This is a genomic window from Rhodanobacter sp. LX-99, from assembly GCF_018599185.1.
Lineage (GTDB): Bacteria > Pseudomonadota > Gammaproteobacteria > Xanthomonadales > Rhodanobacteraceae > Rhodanobacter.
Map to the genome: position 1 here is coordinate 1,671,929 of NZ_JAHFVL010000001.1, position 19,812 is coordinate 1,691,740.

Sequence of the window (19,812 nt, forward strand, 5' to 3'; positions counted from 1 at the left end):
CCGCGAAGCCAAGTGCTGACATGTGCCGACCGGATAGATTTGGAAAGGGTTGTCCCTCCCCTTTTCAACAGCCTGCCAAGTTCCCTCACGCCGTGACAGGCTGTGCGGCACCGAGCATGCCTTCCTCCACCGTCGGCCAATGCCGCAGCGGCCAGTTGATCGTCCGTAAGTCCGCCGGCGCGGTCGCGAATTCATCCAGGTGCTGCCCGACACCCTTTTCGCAACGGATCAGGCGCCGTCGCCGGGTATCTTCCAGAATGCGGTCGTTGGGATTGCCGACGACGTGCTTGCGGGTGCGGTGGTACAGATGCGCCGCCAACCCGCTGAGACGCAGGTCGCGGCGGAGCAGGCCCGCGTGGAACGCGCGCACCGCCAGCTCGGTATCCTCGCGCCCCCAGCCAGTCATCGCCTCGTTGAAACCATTGATGCGCAGCAGGTCGTCGCGCCAGAACGCCATGTTGCAGCTCTTGATGCCGCGTTGCCGCCGGCCGGGTTTGGCAAACAGGCGCGCCAGTGCCGGCAGGCGCAGCGTGTGCCGGCGCCGATCGACGCCACGACGGAAAAACCCCGGAATTGCCGGGCCGCGCCCCAGCATGTGCCTGGTCAGCCTGGCATCGGTCAGCACTCTCGATCCCTGCGCGAAACAGCCACGCCGCGCAAAAGCACGATGGTCGGCGATGAAATGGGGGTCGACCACCATGTCGCCATCGAGCAGGATCAGGTAGTCGCCCTGCGCTGCGGCGATCGCGCGGTTGCGGGCCCGGCTCATGCGGGCACCGTCATCCGGCTGCCACAGATGCACCAGGCGCACCGGGTAGTTCCGGGCGAGCCGCAGCAGCAATTCGCGCGTGGCCGGCTGCGAGCCGTCGTCGGTGACGATGACTTCGTAAGGCAGTTCAACCTGGACAGCGAGTGCCTGCAGCACCAACTCGAGTGCCTCGGGCCAGTTGTAGGTAATCACGGCGACGCTGATCCGCATGTCCGTTTCCATTGCACGTGTTGTCGGCCGCGGCGTCATTTGCGACGCTTCCAACCATGCCGGAGAATGTTCAGCGCACGCTCCCATTTTCGCCATGGCGATATTCGCCGCATCATCACCAGTCGCACGTAGCGCCTGGTCTCGCTCCATGGCGGAGACGGCTTGGTCATGAACTCGAGTTTGCTGAACTCGATGCATTCAGGCCCCAGCCCGACTTTCGCCGCGTAATATCCAATCAGTGCGCTTGAGGTCATCTTGTTGATGTACTCGATGCGCGGCGAACGATTCGACCACCACCCGTTCCTGTCATGGATGCGATAGCCGACGCAGCCGGTGGGCAGATAATACTTGTGCGCGCCCAGCACGCTGCAGCCGAACACCAGGCAGTTGTCAGCCGAAAGGCGCCAGGTCCCACGAAACGATTCGGGCAGGTCCAGCGCCTGCCTGGCCCACTGCGTCCGCATTGACAACGCGGAGGTGGGCGCCCCATACCACTGGGTCAGCACGTAGGTGCTGATCGCGGTATAGCCCAGGTCGACTGCGCGGTCGTGGAACCTCATCACCCGGTCCTGCTGGCCGAACAGCTGCAAGTCGGAGAACACGAAATCGATATCCGCACGGGCGTCGTACAACGCGCCGAGCCGGGCCAGGTAGTCCGGCTCCCAGCGGTCGTCGGAATCGAGGAAGCAGACCACATCCGCTTGCGCCAGTTCGACACCGCGCTGGAACGCCGCCAACTGCCCGCCATTCGAGCCGCAGAGCAGGCTCACTCTCGCGTCGCCGGCGTAACGCTCGCGCAACAATGCCACCGATCCATCGGTGGAACCGTCATCGACCACGATGACCTGGACTGGCTGCCGGCGCTGCGCCAGCACGCTTTCCACGGCCTGCAGCACAAAATCGCAATAGTTGTAACTGGTGACGACGACAGCGAAGCTGGTCGCCGCACCCTCCGCCCCGTGCAGCACGAGCGACGGAGCTGCCTGCGCAGGTTGCTCCGGGAGCATTTCGTTCGTGCCATCGTCTGCCCGCACGATCCCCCCTACCTCTGGACTACTGCTTATCTGTGATGATGCATCCATGCTCCCGGTTGGCCGCTGCGCCATAGCATAGCGGGCTTCGAGGCAAGGTGGCCCTCCGGACCATGCAAATTTTGCGATAACGTGACAGGGCCGCCCGGACCGATCGGCTAGAATCCGCCGCATGCCCACCCTACCGCTGACCCTCGCCGTGATCACCCACAACGAGGCCGAGAGCATCGCGCGCTGCCTGGACAGCGTGCCGTTCGCGGCGGAGAAGCTGGTGGTCGACTCCGGCAGCGACGACGACACGGTGGCGATCGCGCAGGCGCACGGCGCGCGCGTGGTGCACCAGGACTGGCTCGGCTTCGGCGCGCAGCGCAACTTCGCCAGCAGCCAGTGCAGCCACGACTGGATCCTGGTGCTCGACGCCGACGAGTACCTCAGCCCGGAACTCGCCGCGGAGCTGCTGCAGCGCCTGCCGGCACTGATGGCCGGCGATGCGCCGGCGGCGTACCTGCGCCGGCGCACGATCTACATGGGACGGCCGATGCGCTGGTACCGCCCTTCCGTGGGCGAAAAGCTGGCGCGGCTGTACCACCGCGGACGCGCGCGCTGGAGCGACGCACGGGTGCACGAGTCGCTGCGCTTCGACGGCGCTGCGCCGACCCTGCGCGCGCCGTTCAACCACGCCAACAACCCGGCCCTGCCGCACAAGCAGCTGAAGGTGCTGCGCTACGCCGAACTGAAATGCCGCGACTGGCTGGACCAGCGCAAGCCGGTACGGATGTGGCAGGCGCCGTTCGTGTACGCGCTGGCCTTTCTCAAGGACTATGTGTTCCGACTGGCCTTCCTGGACGGCTGGCGCGGCTTCCTGATCGCGCAGACCGCCGCCAGCTACGCGCTGTACAAGCGCATGCGCTACTACGAGATGGTCAACAACCCGGAGTCGGTGGCACGCGCGGCAAGCCTCCTGACCCGCCATGGAATCGATCGCTGACATGGGCAAAAAGCCAGCTCCAACCAAGCATTACCTCCTCTACGGCTCCGAACGCTACGCGCTGGCGATCCTGCGCCCGCTGCAGGAAGCGATTCGCGCCCGCGGCGACGAGGCCGCCTGGTTCTTCGACGGCCCCGGCGCGGAGGACCTGGTTGCCGGCGAGCGCCTGCTGACGGTGGCCGAGGTGCGCGCGTGGCAGCCGCTCGCGGTGATCACCTCGTCCAACGCGGTGCCGCATTTCTTTCCTGGCGTGAAGGTCGAGACCTTCCACGGCTTCGACGCCGGCAAGCCGCGGCACATCTACGTACGCGGCTTCTTCGACCTGTACTGCACCACCGGCCCGCGCGACACCGCGCAGTTCCAGGCGATCGCCGACAAGCTCGGCCACTTCAGCGTGACCGAGACCGGCTTCCCCAAGCTCGATCCGTTCATGCAGGAAATCACCGGCCCGCTGCCGCCGGTACGCCAGCCGCCGGTGATCCTGTACCACTCCACCTTCTCGCCGTCGTGGAGCGCGGCCGAAACGCTGTACGAGGAGGTGAAGCGGCTGTCGCGCGACGGCCGCTGGCGCTGGATCGTCACCTTCCATCCGAAGATGAACCCGGAGACCACGGCGAAGTTCAAGGCGCTGCAGAACGAGTACCTCAGCTTCGCCGAGAACGACAACATCCTGGAACTGTTCCCGCAGGTCGACCTGATGTGCTCGGACACCTCCTCCGCGCTCAACGAGTTCCTGCTCACCGGCAAGCCGGTGGTGACGTTCAAGAATCGCCGCCCGGGTCCGCAGCTGATCGACATCGACGACCCGACGCAGTTCGAGAGCGCCATTGAACGCGCGCTGGCGCGGCCGCCGGAACTGCTGCAGGCGATCCGCGACTACGCCGACGCGATCCATCCGTACCGCGACGGCCGCTCCAGCGAGCGCGTGCTGGATGCGATCGACGCCTTCATCGCCCGCGGCGCGAAGAATCGCCGGCGCAAGCCGTTGAACCTGTGGCGCAAACTGAAGATCCGCCGCCGCATCGGCTACTGGGGACCGGCCTAGAGTGCGGCCGGTCGCCTTGCGCGCGCATCGCGCAGGCTAGAATCCCCTCTGGCCTCCGAAGAGTCTGCCCGTGCCATCCAGCTCCTACAGTCGTTCCGAACACCTGCGCGCCACCTGGCCCTGGCTGCCGTTGTGGGCCGCCGTGGCCTTGCTGGCGATCTTCTCGCACGGGCCGATGCCGCTGTATTCCACCCGCACCCTGGCGGTCGCATGGGAAATGTGGAACCAGGGCCACTGGCTGGTGCCGCACATCAACGGCCAGCCTTACAGCGAGAAGGCGCCGCTGTTGTTCTGGCTGATCCAGGGCGGCTGGTTCGCGTTCGGCGTCAACGACGTCTGGCCGCGCGTGCTCGAGGTGCTGTTCGGCGGCACGCAACTGGTGCTGGTTTCGCTGCTGGCACGGCGGCTGTTTCCGGACCGGCCGTGGATGGCCAAGGCCGCACCGTGGATGCTGCTGGCGTTCGGCTACGCGTTCCTGTTCGGCCTGCAGATCATGTACGACGTGCTGCTGGCGGTGTGGACGCTGGCGGCCCTGTTGTGCCTGACCCCGAAGTCGCGACGCAGCGAGCCGCGCTGGCTGCTGTTCGGTTTGTGCGTGGGCTTCGGGCTGCTGACCAAGGGCCCGGTGATGCTGCTGCACGTGGTCTTCCCCTGGCTGCTCGGCCCGCTGTGGAACGACTGGGCCGGCCAGCACCGCGCGCGCTGGTACGGCCGCGGCGTGCTGGCGCTGCTGCTCGGCGGCGCGATGCTGCTGGCGTGGGCGCTGCCGGCCGGATTCTCCGGCGGCGAGGCGTACCGGCAGCGGCTGTTCTTCACCCAGACCGCCGGCCGCGTGGTCGACAAGCTGGCCGAAGGCAAGGACCTGCAGAACCACGCCGAACCGATCTGGTTCTACCTGCTGTGGCTGCCGGTGATGCTGTTCCCGTTCAGCGGCTGGCCGCGCATGTGGGTGGCCGTGGCCGGCCTGCGCCGCCCACTGGAGTCGGGCCTGCGCTTCACGCTGTGCTGGCTGCTGCCCACCTTCGTCGCGCTCTCGCTGATCAGCGGCAAGCAGTTGTACTACCCGTTGCCGGAACTCGGCGGCATCGCTCTGCTGATGGCCGGCGCGATCGCCGTACTGCGCGAGCGCCGGCCGAACCTGGCCAACAACGGCTGGCTCGGCACCTGGCCGCTGGGCGCAGGCGGCATCGTGTTCGCCGCGGCGCTGTTCATGCTGCCGCTGCTGGTGGCCGGCAACCACCTGCATGGCGAATGGGCCGATGCGGCAGCGCCTTACAGCCGCTACTTCAGCGTGGTCTTCCTGCTGCTGGGCGGCCTGCTGCTGCTGCGCGGCCGCGGCGAACTGCGCCGCCTGGCCGTGGCCGGGCTGATCGGCGTGCTCGCGCTCAATACCCTGTTCACGCTGACCCTGTGGCCGCGCTACGACCTGCGTCCGACCGCCCACCTGCTCGGTGCCGCCGACCAGGCCGACCGGGCGATCGCCTTCCTCGGCAACTACGAAGGCCAGTTCCATTTCGAGGGCCGGCTGACCCGGCCGATCGAAGAGCTTCTCGGCAACCAGGCAGCGCAGGATCAAGCCCTGCAGGATTTTGCCCATACCCATCCCGATGGCCTGATCGTGGTGCGCGTGGACCAACCGGATGCGAACGCCCTGCGCTACGCCCTGCTGGTGCAGCCGTTCCGCTCGTCATGGCTGGTGGTCTGGCCGGCCGTTTCGCTGGCCGACCTGCGCGCCGGGCACACCCCGCCGGAGCCGGCCCAGCCGACCCGGGTCTACCCGGCCGACGACTGGCGCTACCGCACCCAGCCATGAGCGCCGACCTGATCGCCAGCCTGCGCAAACAGTGCGGCGGCCCGCGCGATGGCGCGCTGCTGCGCTTCTCGCTGGGCAGTGCCTTGCTCGCCGATGGCGACCATGGCGCGGCGATCGACGAGCTGCGGCGCACGGTGGATTTCGATCCGACCTATTCGGCGGCATGGAAACTGCTCGGCAAGGCCTGCCTGGCCAGCGGCGATGAAGCCGCCGCGGCCGATGCCTGGCGCAGCGGCATCGCCGCCGCCGCGCAACGCGGCGACAAGCAGGCCGAAAAGGAAATGAGCGTGTTCCTGCGCCGGCTGGAAAAGCCTCAACCCTGAAGCGCGCGAAGCGCGGCCTATCCCTGTTCGCGATCGTACGGGCTGATCAGGCCATCCGCCGAGTAGCGCTTGTACTGCCACTGATACTGCGCGAAGGCCAGCTCGACGCAATCCTGGACACCCTGGTTGAGGGCCGCGCAGGCGACGGCGAGGTCGGCATCGGCCAAGCCCTGCGGCGCCGGCAACAGGTGGATGCGATAACCGGCGCCTTGCGGCAGCCGTTCGGCAAAGGCGTACAGCACGGTGGCGCCGGTGCGCGCGGCCAGCCGCGGCAGCAGCACCATGGTCAGCGCCTCGCGGCCGAAGAACGGCGCGATCTGGCCTTCGCCCGCGCGCGGCTTCTGGTCCGGCAGGATGCCGACCGTGCCGCCCGCTGCCAGCCGCTTGTACAGCGTGCGCACGCCGGCGCCGTCCGCGCGCACCTGCTCCGGCGCCAGCGCGCCGCGCACCTTGCGCAGCAGGCCCTCGATCGCGGCGATCCGCGGCGGCCGGTACAGGATCGCCATCGGCGTCTTGCGGCACAGCCAGTAATTCAGCAGCTCCCAGCAACCCAGGTGCGGCGCGGCGATGATCACGCCCTTGCCCGCGGCCAGCGCCGCATCCAGCAGCGCCTCGCCACGCACCTCGCGCACCAGCGCCAGCGCGCGCTCGGCGCCGGCGCCCCAGACCTTGACGATCTCGCTGGCCGATTTGCCGCTTTCGGCCATCACCTCGCGCAGCAGCGCCGCCTGCGCCGCCTCATCCAGCCGCGGCCGCACGATGCGCAGGTTCACCGCGGTGTTGTGCACCGTGCGGCCGCCGCGCCACAGCAACAGGCGTCCCAGCCCGCCGCCGATGCCGTGCAGCGCGCGCAACGGCAGCAGCGCCAGCAGGCGCAACAGGAGGTAGACGAGGTACATGTCGATACGCATCCGTGCAGTTTACGGGAGGCGGCCCCGCGGCACCGGACCATGTCGGCAACCGGCCGTCTTTCACCGGCCGCGATGGCGCCGTAAGCTAGGCGCCTCGCCACCGTCGTGCGCCCATGATTGCCCTGATCCAGCGTGTATTGTCCGCCAGCGTCAGTGTCGGCGACGAAACGGTCGGCGCGATCGGCCCCGGCCTGCTGGCCCTGGTGGCGGTGCAGCCGGACGACGGCGAAGCACAGGCGAAGCGCATGCTGGAACGCCTGCTCGGCTATCGCGTGTTCGCCGATGCCAACGGCAAGATGAACCGCTCGCTCACCGACACCGGCGGCGGCCTGCTGCTGGTCAGCCAGTTCACCCTCGCCGCCGACACCCGTTCCGGCATGCGCCCCAGCTTCACCAGCGCGGCGCCGCCCGAGCACGGCCGGCGCTGGTTCGAACGGCTGCTGGAACTGGCGCGCACCGCGCATCCGCCGGGGGTGGAAACCGGGCGCTTCGGCGCCCATATGGTGATCCAGCTGGTGAACGACGGCCCGGTGACTTTCTGGCTCGACACCGGATGAACGGACACACGGCGTGCGAGACGCGGCCGGAGCCGGCAAGGTACGGCAACACCGCGATCTGGCGCGATTTTTGCGTGTCTGGTCGAAACCTTTTCTCACTTGAAAACTGGTCAAAAAAGCAGCACATCGCTATAATGTCCGGTTCTTGAACCCTGCGGCGGTCGGTTAATGAATAGCAAAGCTCCCCACGAGCAACAGTCTGAAATCAAGGCGCTCATCTCCAAGGGCCTGGAGCAGGGCTACCTGACCTACGCCGAGATCAACGACCACCTGCCCGACGACATCGTCGACCCGGAGCAGATCGAAGACATCATGGCGGTGCTCAAGGGCGTCGGCATCGAAGTGCACGACGCCGCGCCGGACGCCGACCCGCTGGCCGACAAGGCCGGCAGCAGCACCGACGACGAAGCCGCCGCCGAGGAAGCCGTGGCGCTGCTGTCCGCGGTGGACGCCGAAGTCGGCCGCACCACCGACCCGGTGCGCATGTACATGCGCGAGATGGGCACGGTCGAGCTGCTCACCCGCGAGGGCGAAATCGCCATCGCCAAGCGCATCGAGGAAGGCCTCGGCCAGGTACAGACCGCGCTGGCCAGCTTCCCGCTGACCATCGAGCTGCTGCTGGAGGAATACGACCAGCACCTGGACGGCAAGCGCCGCCTCAGCGAAATCCTGGCTGGCTTCCTCGACCTGGAGGAAGCCGCCGACCTTGCCCGCAAGGAAAAGGAAGCCGCCGCCCTGCTGGCGCCCGAGCCCGAAGTCGGCGATGACGACGCCGATACCGACGACGACGACACCGCCACCGAGGAAGAGGAAGAAGCCGGCCCCACCGGCCCCGATCCGGAAGAGGTCAAGCGCCGCATGGAGCTGCTGCGCGACTACTACGCCAAGTTCCAGAAGGCCGCGCCGAAGGCCGCCAGCATCACCGACAAGAAGATCGTCAAGCTGCGCGACCAGATGGCCGAGGAGTTCCTCAAGCTCAAGCTGCCGTCCGCGCTGATCGACGGCTTCGTGCGCAAGCTGCGCGAGGTGGTCAACGACATCCGCCACCACGAGCGCGTGCTGATGGACATCTTCGTCAAGCAGGTGAAGATGCCCAAGGCCGAGTTCATCAAGGCGTTCCCCAGCAACGAGGGCAACCTCGAGTGGGTGGCCGAGCTGAGCCGCAAGCGCCAGAAGTGGTCGCCGAACATCAAGACCTACCGCGAGGCGATCGACGCCGAGCAGGAGAAGCTCGCCACCATCGAGCGCAAGCTGTTCCTGCCGCTGATCGACATCAAGGACATCAACCGCGCCATGGCCAGCGGCGAGGCGAAGGCCCGCCGCGCCAAGAAGGAAATGGTCGAGGCCAACCTGCGCCTGGTGATCTCGATCGCCAAGAAGTACACCAACCGCGGCCTGCAATTCCTCGACCTGATCCAGGAAGGCAACATCGGCCTGATGAAGGCGGTCGACAAGTTCGAGTACCGCCGCGGCTACAAGTTCTCGACCTACGCCACCTGGTGGATCCGCCAGGCGATCACCCGTTCGATCGCCGACCAGGCGCGCACCATCCGCATCCCGGTGCACATGATCGAGACGATCAACAAGCTCAACCGCATTTCCCGCCAGATGCTCCAGCAGTTCGGCCGCGAGGCCACGCCGGAGGAACTGGCCAAGGAAATGGAGATGCCCGAGGACAAGATCCGCAAGGTGCTGAAGATCGCCAAGGAACCGATCTCGATGGAAACCCCGATCGGCGACGACGAGGATTCCCACCTGGGCGATTTCATCGAGGACGGCAACGCAAGCTCGCCGGTCGATTCGGCCACCGAGACCGGCCTGATGGAAACCGTGCGCGACGTGCTCGCCGGCCTGACTCCGCGTGAGGCGAAGGTGCTGCGCATGCGCTTCGGCATCGACATGAACACCGACCACACGCTGGAAGAAGTCGGCAAGCAGTTCGACGTCACCCGCGAGCGGATCCGCCAGATCGAGGCCAAGGCGCTGCGCAAGCTGCGCCACCCGAGCCGCTCCGAACAGCTGCGCTCGTTCCTCGACGTCGAGTAATTCGCGACGCCGGCATGACGAAGAAGCCCCGCCGATGCGGGGCTTCTTCGTTTCAGGCGACGGGTTCAGCCGACGTCGTAGAAGAATTGCTCGCGCACGATCTTGCCGCCGTGCACGCGGTACACGCAGATCTCGCTCATGTTCATCCGGCCGCGGCCCTTCATCGTCACGTCCATCGCCAGCGCGATGCTGAACCAGTTCTCCGCGATCACCGGCTCGCTCACGCTGCCGCCATGCACCGCCTCGATCATCGCGCTGAACTGGCGACCCTTCTCGTAGATCGCCGCCAGCCCCTGCACGCTGCCCAGCGCGCCCGGCGGCAGGCCCTCCGGCTCGATGCTCACGGCATCCTCCGCATACAGCTCGCGCTGCGCCTCCTCGTATTTGCCTTCCCGGCACAACTCGACCAACCGTTTCGCGATCGCTTCGGTGTTCATGCGTACTCTCCGGCTTGGGGGGAACGACCAGCCTACGCCCCAGGCCATCGCGTCACCACACGATTTGTGGCACGCCGCCCCCGCGGGCGACGCGCAGAAACCGCGAGGACACCCAAGCTGGCGGTTCTCGCGCTGGCACGCTCCCGGCAACTCCTCTACCATTCATCGCTTGTGGGCCTATAGCTCAACGGTTAGAGCAGGGGACTCATCGAAAGGTGCCGCCATGCAGGAATGCGTGGACGGGAACGGGATGAATTCAGGGAAACCTCAGCGGCGCGCAACGCGGCCGGTGGCAACCCTGAGCCAAGCCGGCGGTACACCGTCGGAAGGTGCAGAGACTACCTGAGGGCTTCAGCGCCCTTGATCACAGGCTCGAGCGTCCCGCACCCCACCCGCCACAGGCGAAGGGTGAAGAGATAGTCCGCGCCGGAGGGAAACCTTCGGAACACGCGAATCCCTTGGTTCCAGGTTCGAATCCTGGTGGGCCCACCAACCGCTTGTCATCGCCTCGAATGCTGCCATCACAGTACCCGCTGCGACGAGCGGCTGCACTGATGCGCGCCCATGCCCTTCTGGCCGGTAGCGGACAGACCGCGGCGCCCGCGAGCGACCAGCGACGACTCTCAAAGCGTGACGAACATCACGATCCGAACGGCCGTGAAATGAAAAAATGTGAACCGCTTCACTCTGTGCAGCTAACCTACTCGCCGTGAGGCGACCATCCCGGCCATCCCCCGGCGCAGATGGATCCAAGCCCGCTTCGGCGGGCTTTTTCATGGTTGAAACTTCGGCACGCCGACCTCACCCAAGGTTCCACGACGCCCATTGAGGACGCCAGCATGGTCAAGGAAAGCGGGATGCAGTATCCGCTGCAGGCCTGGATCGAGGGCCATTACGCACGCGACTGCAACGAACCACGAGAAAAGTGCCCCTACGAGCACGGCTCCACGATGGCTCTTGCCTGGCACAGGGGCTGGCGCAATCGCGAACAGTTGGATGCCGCGAAAAGCCCGGAAACGGAAGCCGGCGACTAGCCGCATCGCATGCAAGGCCTGCCAGGCAAGGCGCCACTCGCGCTTTTTTGACGCGGGTGGTCGGCGATGCCCGCGGATTCGTGCTCGGCCGACGCCCCGATAGAAAAACTATCTTTTGAACATGCCGTGCCGGCTCGATTCAGGAGGGCGGCTTGCCCCACACTGCCGCCCATGACGAGGATGGCAACCGGCAGGTGAAGTATGCGCAACAAGCTGCGCGTGCCCGGCTTGCGGCCGGAGCCGTTCGCCAAGGCGCTGGCCGGTGATGCCGACGCGCTTCGAGGATGCCGCGCTCACTCGTGCAGCGTCGCCTGCGGCACCTCCGCCGAGCCTTCCTCGCGGTCGCGGTACAGCGCGGCGCGCACCAGCAGCATCAGGGTGATCGGCGTGGTCAAGGTGAGGAACACGCCGATCAGGATCTCGTAGAAGATCGGCCGGCCGTGCAGCACCGAGAAGCAGGTGATCGAGGCGGCCAGCATGAAGAACGTGCCCAGCGTGGTGCCCAGGGTGGGCGCGTGCACGCGCTGGTAGAAGTTCTTCAGGCGCAGCAGGCCGAGCGAGCCGACGAAGGCGAGCAGCGCGCCCAGCAGCACGAGAACCGCCACCAGGATCGCCGCCCATGGCGGCAGGGCGTCGAGATGGCTCATTCGATCACCTGCCCGCGCATCAGGAATTTCGACAGCGCCACCGTGCCGGCGAAGCCGAGCAGCGCGATGATCAGGCCCGCCTCGACGTAGAGCAGGCTGCCGCTGCGGATGCCGACGGTCAGCAGCAGGATCATCGCGTTGACGTACAGCGCATCCAGCGCCAGCACGCGGTCCTGCGCGCGCGGACCGCGCACCATGCGGACGATCGAGAAGCTCATCGCCAGCAGCAGCAGGATCTGCGCGAGGAGGATGGCGGCACCGAGCAGGCTGTGGCTCATTGGAAGATCTCCAGCAGGGGGCGCTCGTAGCGCTGCTTGATCGAGTCGATCCAGCTCGCCTCGTCGACCAGGTCCAGCACGTGGATCAGCAGGATGTTCGCGCTGGAGTCGTAGCTGACCCAGATCGTGCCCGGCGTGGAGGTGATGATGCACGCCAGCACGGCGAGGCCGTAGTGGTCGGTGAGGGTCAGCGGGATCGCCACGAAGCCGGACTGCATGCGGCTGTCGCGGCGCAGGATGATCCGGGCCACGGCGATGTTCGAGCGCACGATGTCGTACACGACGCGCACGAACAGCAGGCCGAGCAGCGGATAGTTGCGCACGCGCGCCTTCGGCGGGCGCAGCAGGCCGAACACCTTCGCCAGCGCAACGCCGAGCAGCGCACCGAGCAGGACCGTGCCGGGCGCGATGCTCTGGTTCAGCAGCAGCCAGATCAGCAGCAGCAGCACGGACAGGATCGGATACGGCAACCAGCGCCTGGTCATGGCTGTGCCTCCGCGGCCGGCAACACCTGCTGGGTGTACGCGGCCGGCGTGTGGATCTGCCGCGCGGTGTCGCGCAGATAGCGCAGCGGTACCTCGGCCTGCACGCTCAGCAGCAGACACAGGCCGAGCAGGATCGCGATGGAGGCGCTCTCGACCAGCCGCACCTTCGGGAAAATTCGCTCGGGTTCGACCCAGAAGATCTGGATGCCGGCGCGGCACATCGCGATCACCGTGCAGAAGCCGGCCACGATGACCAGGGCGAACAACACGATCGCGCCCACGCGCGGACCGGCCTCGAGCATCGGCGCCAGCATGGCGAACTTGGCCAGGAACCCGGACAGCGGCGGCAGCCCCGCCAGCAGCAGCGCGCAGGCGAAGAAGCTGGCGCCGAGCATGGCGATCGGCGCGGAGATCACCACCCGGCTCTCGTCCTCCTGCGCGTACAGGCCTTCGCCCACCGACGCTTCGCCCAGTTGCTCGTACGGCTCCAGGCTCAAGCTGTCGTCGGTGTCGTCGTCGCCGTCGGAGGCGAGCAGGCCGGCGACCAGGAAGAACGCGGCGATGGCCAGGGTGGAGATCACCAGGTAGGCCAGCGCGCCGGCGGTGACCGCCGGCAGTTGCAGGCCGATCGCGCCGAGCAGGGTGCCGGAGGAGATCAGCACGTTGTAGCCGGCCAGCTTGGCCAGGTCGCGCGCACCGAGCATGCCGATAGTGCCGGCGACCACGGTGGCCACGCCGCCCCACAGCATCCAGCCGCTGCCGAAATGGGCGGACGCCGGCCCCGCGCCGTCGCCGAACAGCAGCAGGCCCAGCCGCAGCAGCACGTAGATGCCGACCTTGGTCATCAGCGCGAACATCGCGGCCACCGCCGGCGATGCTGCCGCATACGTGCGCGGCAGCCAGAAGCCCAGCGGCCACATCGCGGTCTTGATCAGGAACGCCACGCCGAGAATCGCCGCACCCGCATGCAGCAGCGCGCGGGTGCGCCCGGGCACGTGCGGGATCAGCTCGGCCAGCGCCGCCATGTTCAGCGTGCCGGTGACGCCGAAGATCAGGCTGACCCCGAGCAGGAACAGCATCGAGGCGGTCAGGTTGACCGCGATGTAGTGCAGCCCCGCGCTGACCCGGCGCGCACCCGAGCCGTGCAGGGCGAGGCCGTAGGACGCCGCCAGCAGCACCTCGAAGAACACGAACAGGTTGAACAGGTCGCCGGTGAGGAAGGCGCCGTTCAGGCCCATCAGCAGGAACTGCAGCAGCGGCTGGAAGTGGCCGCCGCGATGCTGCCAGCGGCCCAGCGCGTACGGCAGCAGCGCCAGCGCGAGCACGCCGGCGAGCAGCACCATCAGCGCCGACAGCCGGTCGGCCACCAGCACGATGCCGAAGCGCGCCGGCCAGTCGCCGATGCGGTAGACCGCCGCCAGCGCGCCGTCGTCGGACACCGCCCGCATCAGCGCCGCGGCCAGCAGCACCAGCGCGACGCACGAGGCGACGCTCAGCGCCAGCACCGTGCGCCGGCGTTTCTCGCCGACCAGCAGCTGCAGCGCGGCGACCAGCAGCGGCAGCACGATCGGTGCGATGATCAGGCAGTTGCTCACGGCGTGCCGTCCTCGCCGTCGACGTGGTCGTTGCCGGTGAGGCCGCGCGAGGTCAGCAGCACCACCAGGAACAGCGCCGTGGTGGCGAAGCCGATCACGATCGCGGTGAGCACCAGCGCCTGCGGCAGCGGGTCGGCGTACTGCGCAATGTCGCCGGCGGCGTCGCGCAGCACCGGATCGGCGCCGGTGCGCAGGCCGCCGATCGAGAAGATGAAAAGATTCACCGCGTAGGAGATCAGGGTCAGCCCGATGATCACCTGGAACGTGCGCGGGCGCAGCAGCAGCCACACGCCGGAGGCGGCGAGAATGCCGATCGCGGCGGCAAGGACCAGTTCCATCAGCCCTGCCCTCCCGTCGTGGCCGGCGCATCCGCCAGCTGGCGCGGACGGCGCAGCGACTGGTGCGCCAGCGCGATCAGCATCAAGGTGGTGGCACCGACCACCACGCTGAACACGCCCAGGTCGAACAGCACCGCCGAGGCCAGCGGCAGCTTGCCCAGCAAGGGCAGCTCCGCGTAGCGGAAATACGAGGTGAGGAATGGACGGCCAAACGCCAGCGAAGCCAATCCGGTCGACACCGCCAGCAACAGGCCCGCGCCGATCCAGCGCACCGGCAGCACGCGCAGGCGCGCCTCCACCCAGCGTGCGCCGCGCGCCATGTACAAGAGGATCAGCGCCACCGCCACGGTGATGCCGGCGACGAAACCGCCGCCCGGCAGGTCGTGCCCGCGCAGGAACAGGTGCAGCCCGAACAGCAGGATCACCGGGAACATCAGCTGGATGATCAGGCCCGGGATCATCAGGTAGTCGGTCAGCGAATGATCGACCGCGCCACCGGCTTCGCCTGCATCCGGCACGTTTTGCCGGCGCTGCTGCAGCGGCACGTTGATGCTCTCGGCGGCCGGGCGGAAGCGTCGCAGCAGGCCGAACACGGTCAGCGCCACGATCGCCAGCACGCTGATCTCGCCCAGCGTGTCGAAGCCGCGGAAATCGACCAGGATCACGTTGACCACGTTGCGGCCGCCGCCCTCCGTGTACGCGCGCTCGAGGAAGAAGCGCGAGATCGAATCGGCCACCGGATGCATCATCGCCGCATAGGCCAGGCTGGCCACGCCCAGGCCGACCACGATCGCGATCAGCCCGTCGCGGCGGCGCCGGAAGCGGTGCATGCGGCTCTCCGGCGCCAGCCCCTCGATGCGCTTGGGCAACCAGCGCATGCCGAGCAGGATCAGGATCGTGGTGACCACCTCCACCAGCAGCTGGGTCGCCGCCAGGTCCGGCGCCGACAGCCACACGAAGCTGACGCAGGACACCAGCCCCGCGCCGCCGGTGAGCACCAGTGCGGCGAGGCGGTGGAACTTGGCCTGGCTCGCCGCGCCGATCGCGCAGGCCGCACCGAGCAGCCACAGCAGCGCGAACGCCGGGTCGACGCTGGACCAGCGCGGATGGAAGCCGAACGGCACGCTGGTCGCGGCCAGGCCGCCGGCCAGCAGCGCCAGCAGCACGATCCACAGCAGCTGCGGCTGCAGCCGGCGGCTCGGGTAGCGGCGCTCGATCCATTGCGGGATGTCCGCGGCGAACACGGCCAGCACGCGCTCGAAGATGCGCTTGCCGCTGAGCCGCCCGGTCAGCGGCGCCGCCTCGCGCCCGGCAAAATAGCCGCGCAGGCGCACGTACAGCAGGCAACCCGCCACGAACGCGAAGATGCTCATCAGCAGCGGCGTGGTCACGCCATGCCATACCGCCAGGCTGTAATCCGGCAGGCGGCCGGCGCCCAACACCGAGCTTGCCGCCGCGCGCAGCGACGGGCCGATCACCCGCGCCGGCAGCATGCCCACCAGCAGGCAGGCCAGCGCCAGGAAGCCGATCGGGAAACGCATCCACAGCGGCGGCTCGTGCGGTTCCCGCGGCAAGCCGGCGGGCACGCGACCGAAGAACACGCCACGCACGAAACGGATCGAATAGGTCACGCCGAACGCGCTGGCGGCCACCGCGACCACCACCGAGATCATGTCGAGCAACGGACCCTGGCGGGCGGCCAGCGTCTCGGCGAAGAACATCTCCTTCGACAGGAAACCGTTCAGCAGCGGCACGCCGGCCATCGCCGCGCCGGCGATCAGCGCCAGCGTCGCGGTGACCGGCATGAAGCGGCGCAGCCCGCCGAGCGTGCGCAGGTCGCGCGTGCCGGCCTCGTGGTCGACCGCGCCGGCGGCCATGAACAGCGAGGCCTTGAAGGTGGCGTGATTGACGATGTGGAAGATCGCGGCGACCACGCCGAGCGCGCTGCCCAGGCCGACCAGCATGGTGATCAGGCCCAGGTGGCTGATTGTCGAATAGGCCAGCACGCCTTTCAGGTCCTGCTCGAACATCGCCGAGTATGCGCCCAGGATCAGCGTCACCAGGCCCGCCCCGCCGACGATCCAGAACCATTGATCGGTGCCGCCCAGCACCGGCCAGAAACGCACCAGCAGGAACACGCCGGCCTTCACCATCGTGGCCGAATGCAGATACGCGGACACCGGCGTCGGCGCCGACATCGCCTGCGGCAGCCAGAAATGGAACGGGAACTGCGCGCTCTTGGTGAACGCGCCGAGCAAGATCAGCAGCAGCGTCGGCGTGTACAGCGCATGCGCGCGTACCGTATCGCCCGCGGCGAGGATCACGTCGAGGTCGTAGCTGCCCGCGACATGCCCCAGCAGCAGCACGCCGGCGAACAGGCACAGGCCGCCGCCGGAGGTGACGATCAACGCCATCCGCGCGCCGTCGCGCGCCGATGGTCCGCGGTACCAGTAGCCGATCAGCAGGAACGAGAACAGGCTGGTCATCTCCCAGAAGAACACCAGCTGGATCACGTTGCCGGACATCACGATGCCCAGCATCGACCCCATGAACGCCAGCAGCAGGGCGAAGAAGCGCGCCAGCGGATCGTCCGGCGACATGTAGTAGCGGGCGTACAGGCCCACCAGCGTGCCGATGCCGCAGATCAGCAGCATGAACAGCCAGCTGAAGCCGTCCACCCGGAACACCAGGTCCAGCCCCAGCCCCGGTACCCACGGGATCACCTGGCGCAGCACGTTGCCGGCGGCAACCGCCGGGTACAGCCAGAGGGAAAGCAGCAGGCCGAGCAGCGCCGTGGCGGTCATCAGCCACGCCGCCAGATTGTGGCCGCGGCCACGGCCACGCAGCAGGAACACCGCGACGCTGGCCACGAACGGAAGGCAGACGATGGCGCTTGGCAGGGCGTTGTCAGGCATCAGTCACTGCGCTCAGTCGAAAGGTTGTCGGTGTCTCCGGCAACCGGGGCGGACACCCCGGCACTTCATGAGCGCTCGCACGCCTCGGCGGATGAAAACGCCTGTGCGTACCCTGGCGCGGGCAATCATTGCGATCGCCCGAATGACCTCACACCGCTTCGTTCGATTCTATAGGCCGGCCCGACCGGTCGGCAAATGCGCCCGTGTCCGCAACCCCTCTTCCCGGCGAGCTTAAGCACTTCGTAAGCGGATGCACGGATAATCTCCCCACGAGTCGCGCCGCCCCGCGGTCCCCGTGATCGAAGGAGCCTGTCCGTGCACATCATCCTGGTCGAGGACGATCCCCAGCTCGGCGCGGCGATCCAGCGCGCGCTGGAACGCCTCGCCTATACCGTCAGCTGGCTGCGCGACGGCCGCGAGGCGCTGCTCGCGCTGCGCGACCAGACCGCCGACCTGGTCCTGCTCGACCTCGGCCTGCCCGGCAAGGACGGGCTCGACGTGCTGGTCGAGGCCCGCCGCCTGCACGTCAAGACCCCGGTGCTGGTGATGACCGCGCGCGACGCGCTGGACGACCGCGTGCGCGGCCTCGACGCCGGCGCCGACGATTACCTGGTCAAACCCTTCCACCTGGAAGAGCTGGGCGCGCGCATCCGCTCGCTGACCCGGCGCGCGCAGGGCCTGGCCGCCAACCGCATCGATGCGGGCGCGTTGAGCCTCGACCTGGGCACCTCCGAGGTAAGCTTCCGCGGCGAGCGGGTCGAGCTGACCAAGCGCGAATTCGCCCTGCTGCAGATCCTGATGGAACGCGCCGGCCGGCTGGTGCGCCGCGAGAACCTGGAGAACTCGCTGTACGGCCTCGACAACATGGTCGGCTCCAGCGCGCTGGAAGTGCTGGTGCACACGCTGCGCCGCAAGCTGAGCTTCGACACCATCCAGACCGTGCGCGGCTTCGGCTACATGATTCCGCGGGAGCCGAAATGAGGTTGGCGAGCCTGCTGAAGCCGGCCAGCCTGCATGGCCGGCTGCGTTGGCTGATCATCCTCGTGCTGCTGGCGGTGCTGCTGCCGCTGGGCGTGCTCAGCTTCCATCGCACCATCACCGAGGTGGACGAGCTGTCCGACGGGCGGCTGGCGCAGTCGGCGCGGACGCTGCAGGTGCTGATCGAGCATGCCGACATGCAGGCACTGCAGGGACGCGACGACGCGGGCACGCTGGTGCCGATCGAAGCCGGCCGCAGCCACCCGCCGAAGCGGCGTCGGAACACCTACGAGTCGGAAGTCGGCTTCCAGGTATTCGATGGTGCCGGGCGCACGCTGCTGGCCACCGCGAATCTCGCCGCCCTGCCGCCGCCCGCGGCCGGCGACGCGGACTTCCAGGATGTGCAGCAGGGCGGCTTCCGCTGGCGCGTCTTCACCCTGCGCGACATCGCCGACGGCGTGGTGATCCGCACCGGCGAGCGTTACGACAGCCGCCACGACATCATGCACGCGGTATGGCTGGAGCACAGCCTGCCGCTGCTGATCGGCCTGCCCCTGCTGGCCCTGCTGGTGGGCTGGGCGGTACGGCGCGGCTTGCGCCCGCTCGAAGCGCTGACCCGCGCCCTCTCGGCCCGCGAGCCGGGCAGCCATGAACCGGTGCAGCTGCCCGACGCGCCGCTGGAATTGCAGCCGGTACTGGCCGCGCTGAACGGCCAGCTGGCGCGACTGGAGAATGCGCTGGAACGCGAGCGCCGCTTCAGCGCCGACGTGGCGCACGAACTGCGCACGCCGCTGGCCAGCGCCATGATCAATCTCGAAAGCGCGATGACCACCACCGATCCGGCCGAGCTGAAGAGCGGCCTGGGCAACGCCCAGCACGGCATCGCCGGGCTGGCGCGCCGGATCGAACAGTTGCTGGCGCTGGCCCGGCTGGAAGCGGGTGCGGCGTCGAGCCAGCGCAGCCGCGTCGACCTGGTCGCCGTGGCGATGGGCGTGATCGAGGAGCTGTCGCCGGTGATCGCCGACAGCGGCGTGGAGCTGAGCTTTGCGCGGCTGACGCCGCAAGTGTCCGTGCTGGGTTACGAGGCCGCGCTCGCGGCCCTGCTGCGCAACCTGGTCGAAAACGCGCTGCGCCACGTACCGGCCGGCGGCCAGGTGCAGTTGTCGATCGAACAGGGCGAGCGCGTGGCGCTGATCGACGTCATCGACGATGGCCCGGGCATTCCGGCCGAACGCCGCGCCAGCGTGTTCGCCCGCTTCCACCGCGAAGCCGGCAGCCGCGGCGACGGCTACGGGCTGGGCCTGTCGATCGTGCAGCGCGCGGCACAGCTGCACGATGCCACGATCGAACTGCTCGACTCGCCTTACGGCAGCGGCCTGCGCGTACGCGTGGCGATTCCGCTGCGATCCTGA

At 68.0% G+C, this 19,812-nt stretch carries 19 protein-coding genes; 9 read left to right on the forward strand and 10 right to left on the reverse strand.

The features are described from left to right. Positions 1-85: 85 nt before the first annotated feature. Positions 86-979: a glycosyltransferase gene (locus tag KK131_RS07790; protein ID WP_214556095.1), complete on the reverse strand. Its 894-nt coding sequence runs from the start codon at positions 977-979 to the stop codon at positions 86-88. Positions 980-1,014: 35 nt separating this feature from the next. Beyond that, positions 1,015-1,986, reverse strand: coding sequence for a glycosyltransferase family 2 protein (locus KK131_RS07795; protein WP_214556096.1), 972 nt, complete (start codon positions 1,984-1,986; stop codon positions 1,015-1,017). Between the two features lie 196 nt (positions 1,987-2,182). Between KK131_RS07795 and KK131_RS07800 the strand changes: the two genes are divergently transcribed. From KK131_RS07800 to KK131_RS07815, 4 genes are all read left to right on the forward strand, one after another. After that, positions 2,183-2,998, forward strand: coding sequence for a glycosyltransferase family 2 protein (locus KK131_RS07800; protein ID WP_214556097.1), 816 nt, complete (start codon positions 2,183-2,185; stop codon positions 2,996-2,998). Further along, a complete protein-coding gene (locus tag KK131_RS07805) occupies positions 2,982-4,043 on the forward strand; it encodes a CDP-glycerol glycerophosphotransferase family protein (protein WP_250887027.1) in 1,062 nt (353 codons plus the stop codon). The genes KK131_RS07800 and KK131_RS07805 overlap by 17 nt, the downstream gene beginning before the upstream one ends. A 70-nt stretch (positions 4,044-4,113) precedes the next feature. Beyond that, on the forward strand, positions 4,114-5,856 hold the full coding sequence (locus KK131_RS07810) for a glycosyltransferase family 39 protein (protein ID WP_214556098.1): 1,743 nt from the start codon (positions 4,114-4,116) through the stop codon (positions 5,854-5,856). Beyond that, the gene (locus KK131_RS07815; RefSeq protein WP_214556099.1) at positions 5,853-6,179 is read left to right on the forward strand and encodes a tetratricopeptide repeat protein; all 327 of its coding nucleotides are present in this window, start codon (positions 5,853-5,855) and stop codon (positions 6,177-6,179) included. Before KK131_RS07810 ends, KK131_RS07815 begins: the two co-directional genes overlap by 4 nt. A 17-nt stretch (positions 6,180-6,196) precedes the next feature. Here KK131_RS07815 and KK131_RS07820 read toward each other — a convergent pair whose 3' ends face one another. Beyond that, positions 6,197-7,090: a lipid A biosynthesis acyltransferase gene (locus KK131_RS07820; protein ID WP_214556100.1), complete on the reverse strand. Its 894-nt coding sequence runs from the start codon at positions 7,088-7,090 to the stop codon at positions 6,197-6,199. Positions 7,091-7,203: 113 nt separating this feature from the next. Here KK131_RS07820 and dtd point away from each other — a divergent pair, with 113 nt between their 5' ends. Together dtd and rpoD are read left to right on the forward strand one after the other, a co-directional pair. Continuing rightward, positions 7,204-7,647: a D-aminoacyl-tRNA deacylase gene (gene dtd / locus KK131_RS07825; protein ID WP_214556101.1), complete on the forward strand. Its 444-nt coding sequence runs from the start codon at positions 7,204-7,206 to the stop codon at positions 7,645-7,647. A 168-nt stretch (positions 7,648-7,815) separates the two neighbouring features. Continuing rightward, positions 7,816-9,693: an RNA polymerase sigma factor RpoD gene (gene rpoD, locus KK131_RS07830; protein ID WP_214556102.1), complete on the forward strand. Its 1,878-nt coding sequence runs from the start codon at positions 7,816-7,818 to the stop codon at positions 9,691-9,693. A 65-nt stretch (positions 9,694-9,758) separates the two neighbouring features. Here the strand turns inward: rpoD and KK131_RS07835 are convergent, their stop codons facing one another. Further along, on the reverse strand, positions 9,759-10,130 hold the full coding sequence (locus KK131_RS07835) for a nuclear transport factor 2 family protein (protein WP_214556103.1): 372 nt from the start codon (positions 10,128-10,130) through the stop codon (positions 9,759-9,761). 839 nt (positions 10,131-10,969) lie between these two features. Between KK131_RS07835 and KK131_RS07840 the strand changes: the two genes are divergently transcribed. After that, positions 10,970-11,164 carry a hypothetical protein gene (locus tag KK131_RS07840; protein ID WP_214556104.1) on the forward strand — a complete coding sequence of 65 codons (195 nt, stop codon included), beginning with the start codon at positions 10,970-10,972 and terminating at the stop codon, positions 11,162-11,164. Positions 11,165-11,457: 293 nt separating this feature from the next. Here KK131_RS07840 and mnhG read toward each other — a convergent pair whose 3' ends face one another. Genes mnhG through KK131_RS07870 form a run of 6 tightly spaced genes read right to left on the reverse strand, consistent with a single transcriptional unit; the run spans position 11,458 to position 17,422 of the window. After that, complete coding sequence (mnhG, locus tag KK131_RS07845; protein ID WP_214556105.1) at positions 11,458-11,811, reverse strand: monovalent cation/H(+) antiporter subunit G; 354 nt, start codon at positions 11,809-11,811, stop codon at positions 11,458-11,460. Continuing rightward, positions 11,808-12,089 carry a K+/H+ antiporter subunit F gene (locus tag KK131_RS07850; protein ID WP_214556106.1) on the reverse strand — a complete coding sequence of 94 codons (282 nt, stop codon included), beginning with the start codon at positions 12,087-12,089 and terminating at the stop codon, positions 11,808-11,810. The genes mnhG and KK131_RS07850 overlap by 4 nt, the downstream gene beginning before the upstream one ends. Further along, positions 12,086-12,574, reverse strand: a complete 489-nt coding sequence (locus tag KK131_RS07855) for a Na+/H+ antiporter subunit E (protein WP_214556107.1) — start codon at positions 12,572-12,574, stop codon at positions 12,086-12,088. Before KK131_RS07855 ends, KK131_RS07850 begins: the two co-directional genes overlap by 4 nt. After that, the gene (locus KK131_RS07860) at positions 12,571-14,169 is read right to left on the reverse strand and encodes a monovalent cation/H+ antiporter subunit D (protein ID WP_214556108.1); all 1,599 of its coding nucleotides are present in this window, start codon (positions 14,167-14,169) and stop codon (positions 12,571-12,573) included. The genes KK131_RS07855 and KK131_RS07860 overlap by 4 nt, the downstream gene beginning before the upstream one ends. After that, positions 14,166-14,507 (reverse strand): Na+/H+ antiporter subunit C, encoded by a 342-nt coding sequence (locus KK131_RS07865; protein ID WP_056388487.1) that lies wholly within the window; start codon positions 14,505-14,507, stop codon positions 14,166-14,168. The genes KK131_RS07860 and KK131_RS07865 overlap by 4 nt, the downstream gene beginning before the upstream one ends. Continuing rightward, entirely contained in the window at positions 14,507-17,422 is a 2,916-nt protein-coding gene (locus tag KK131_RS07870) for a monovalent cation/H+ antiporter subunit A (protein ID WP_214556109.1), read from the reverse strand. Before KK131_RS07870 ends, KK131_RS07865 begins: the two co-directional genes overlap by 1 nt. 315 nt (positions 17,423-17,737) lie before the next feature. Between KK131_RS07870 and KK131_RS07875 the strand changes: the two genes are divergently transcribed. Then, on the forward strand, positions 17,738-18,403 hold the full coding sequence (locus KK131_RS07875) for a response regulator (RefSeq protein WP_214556110.1): 666 nt from the start codon (positions 17,738-17,740) through the stop codon (positions 18,401-18,403). After that, the gene (locus KK131_RS07880) at positions 18,400-19,812 is read left to right on the forward strand and encodes an ATP-binding protein (RefSeq protein WP_214556111.1); all 1,413 of its coding nucleotides are present in this window, start codon (positions 18,400-18,402) and stop codon (positions 19,810-19,812) included. The genes KK131_RS07875 and KK131_RS07880 overlap by 4 nt, the downstream gene beginning before the upstream one ends.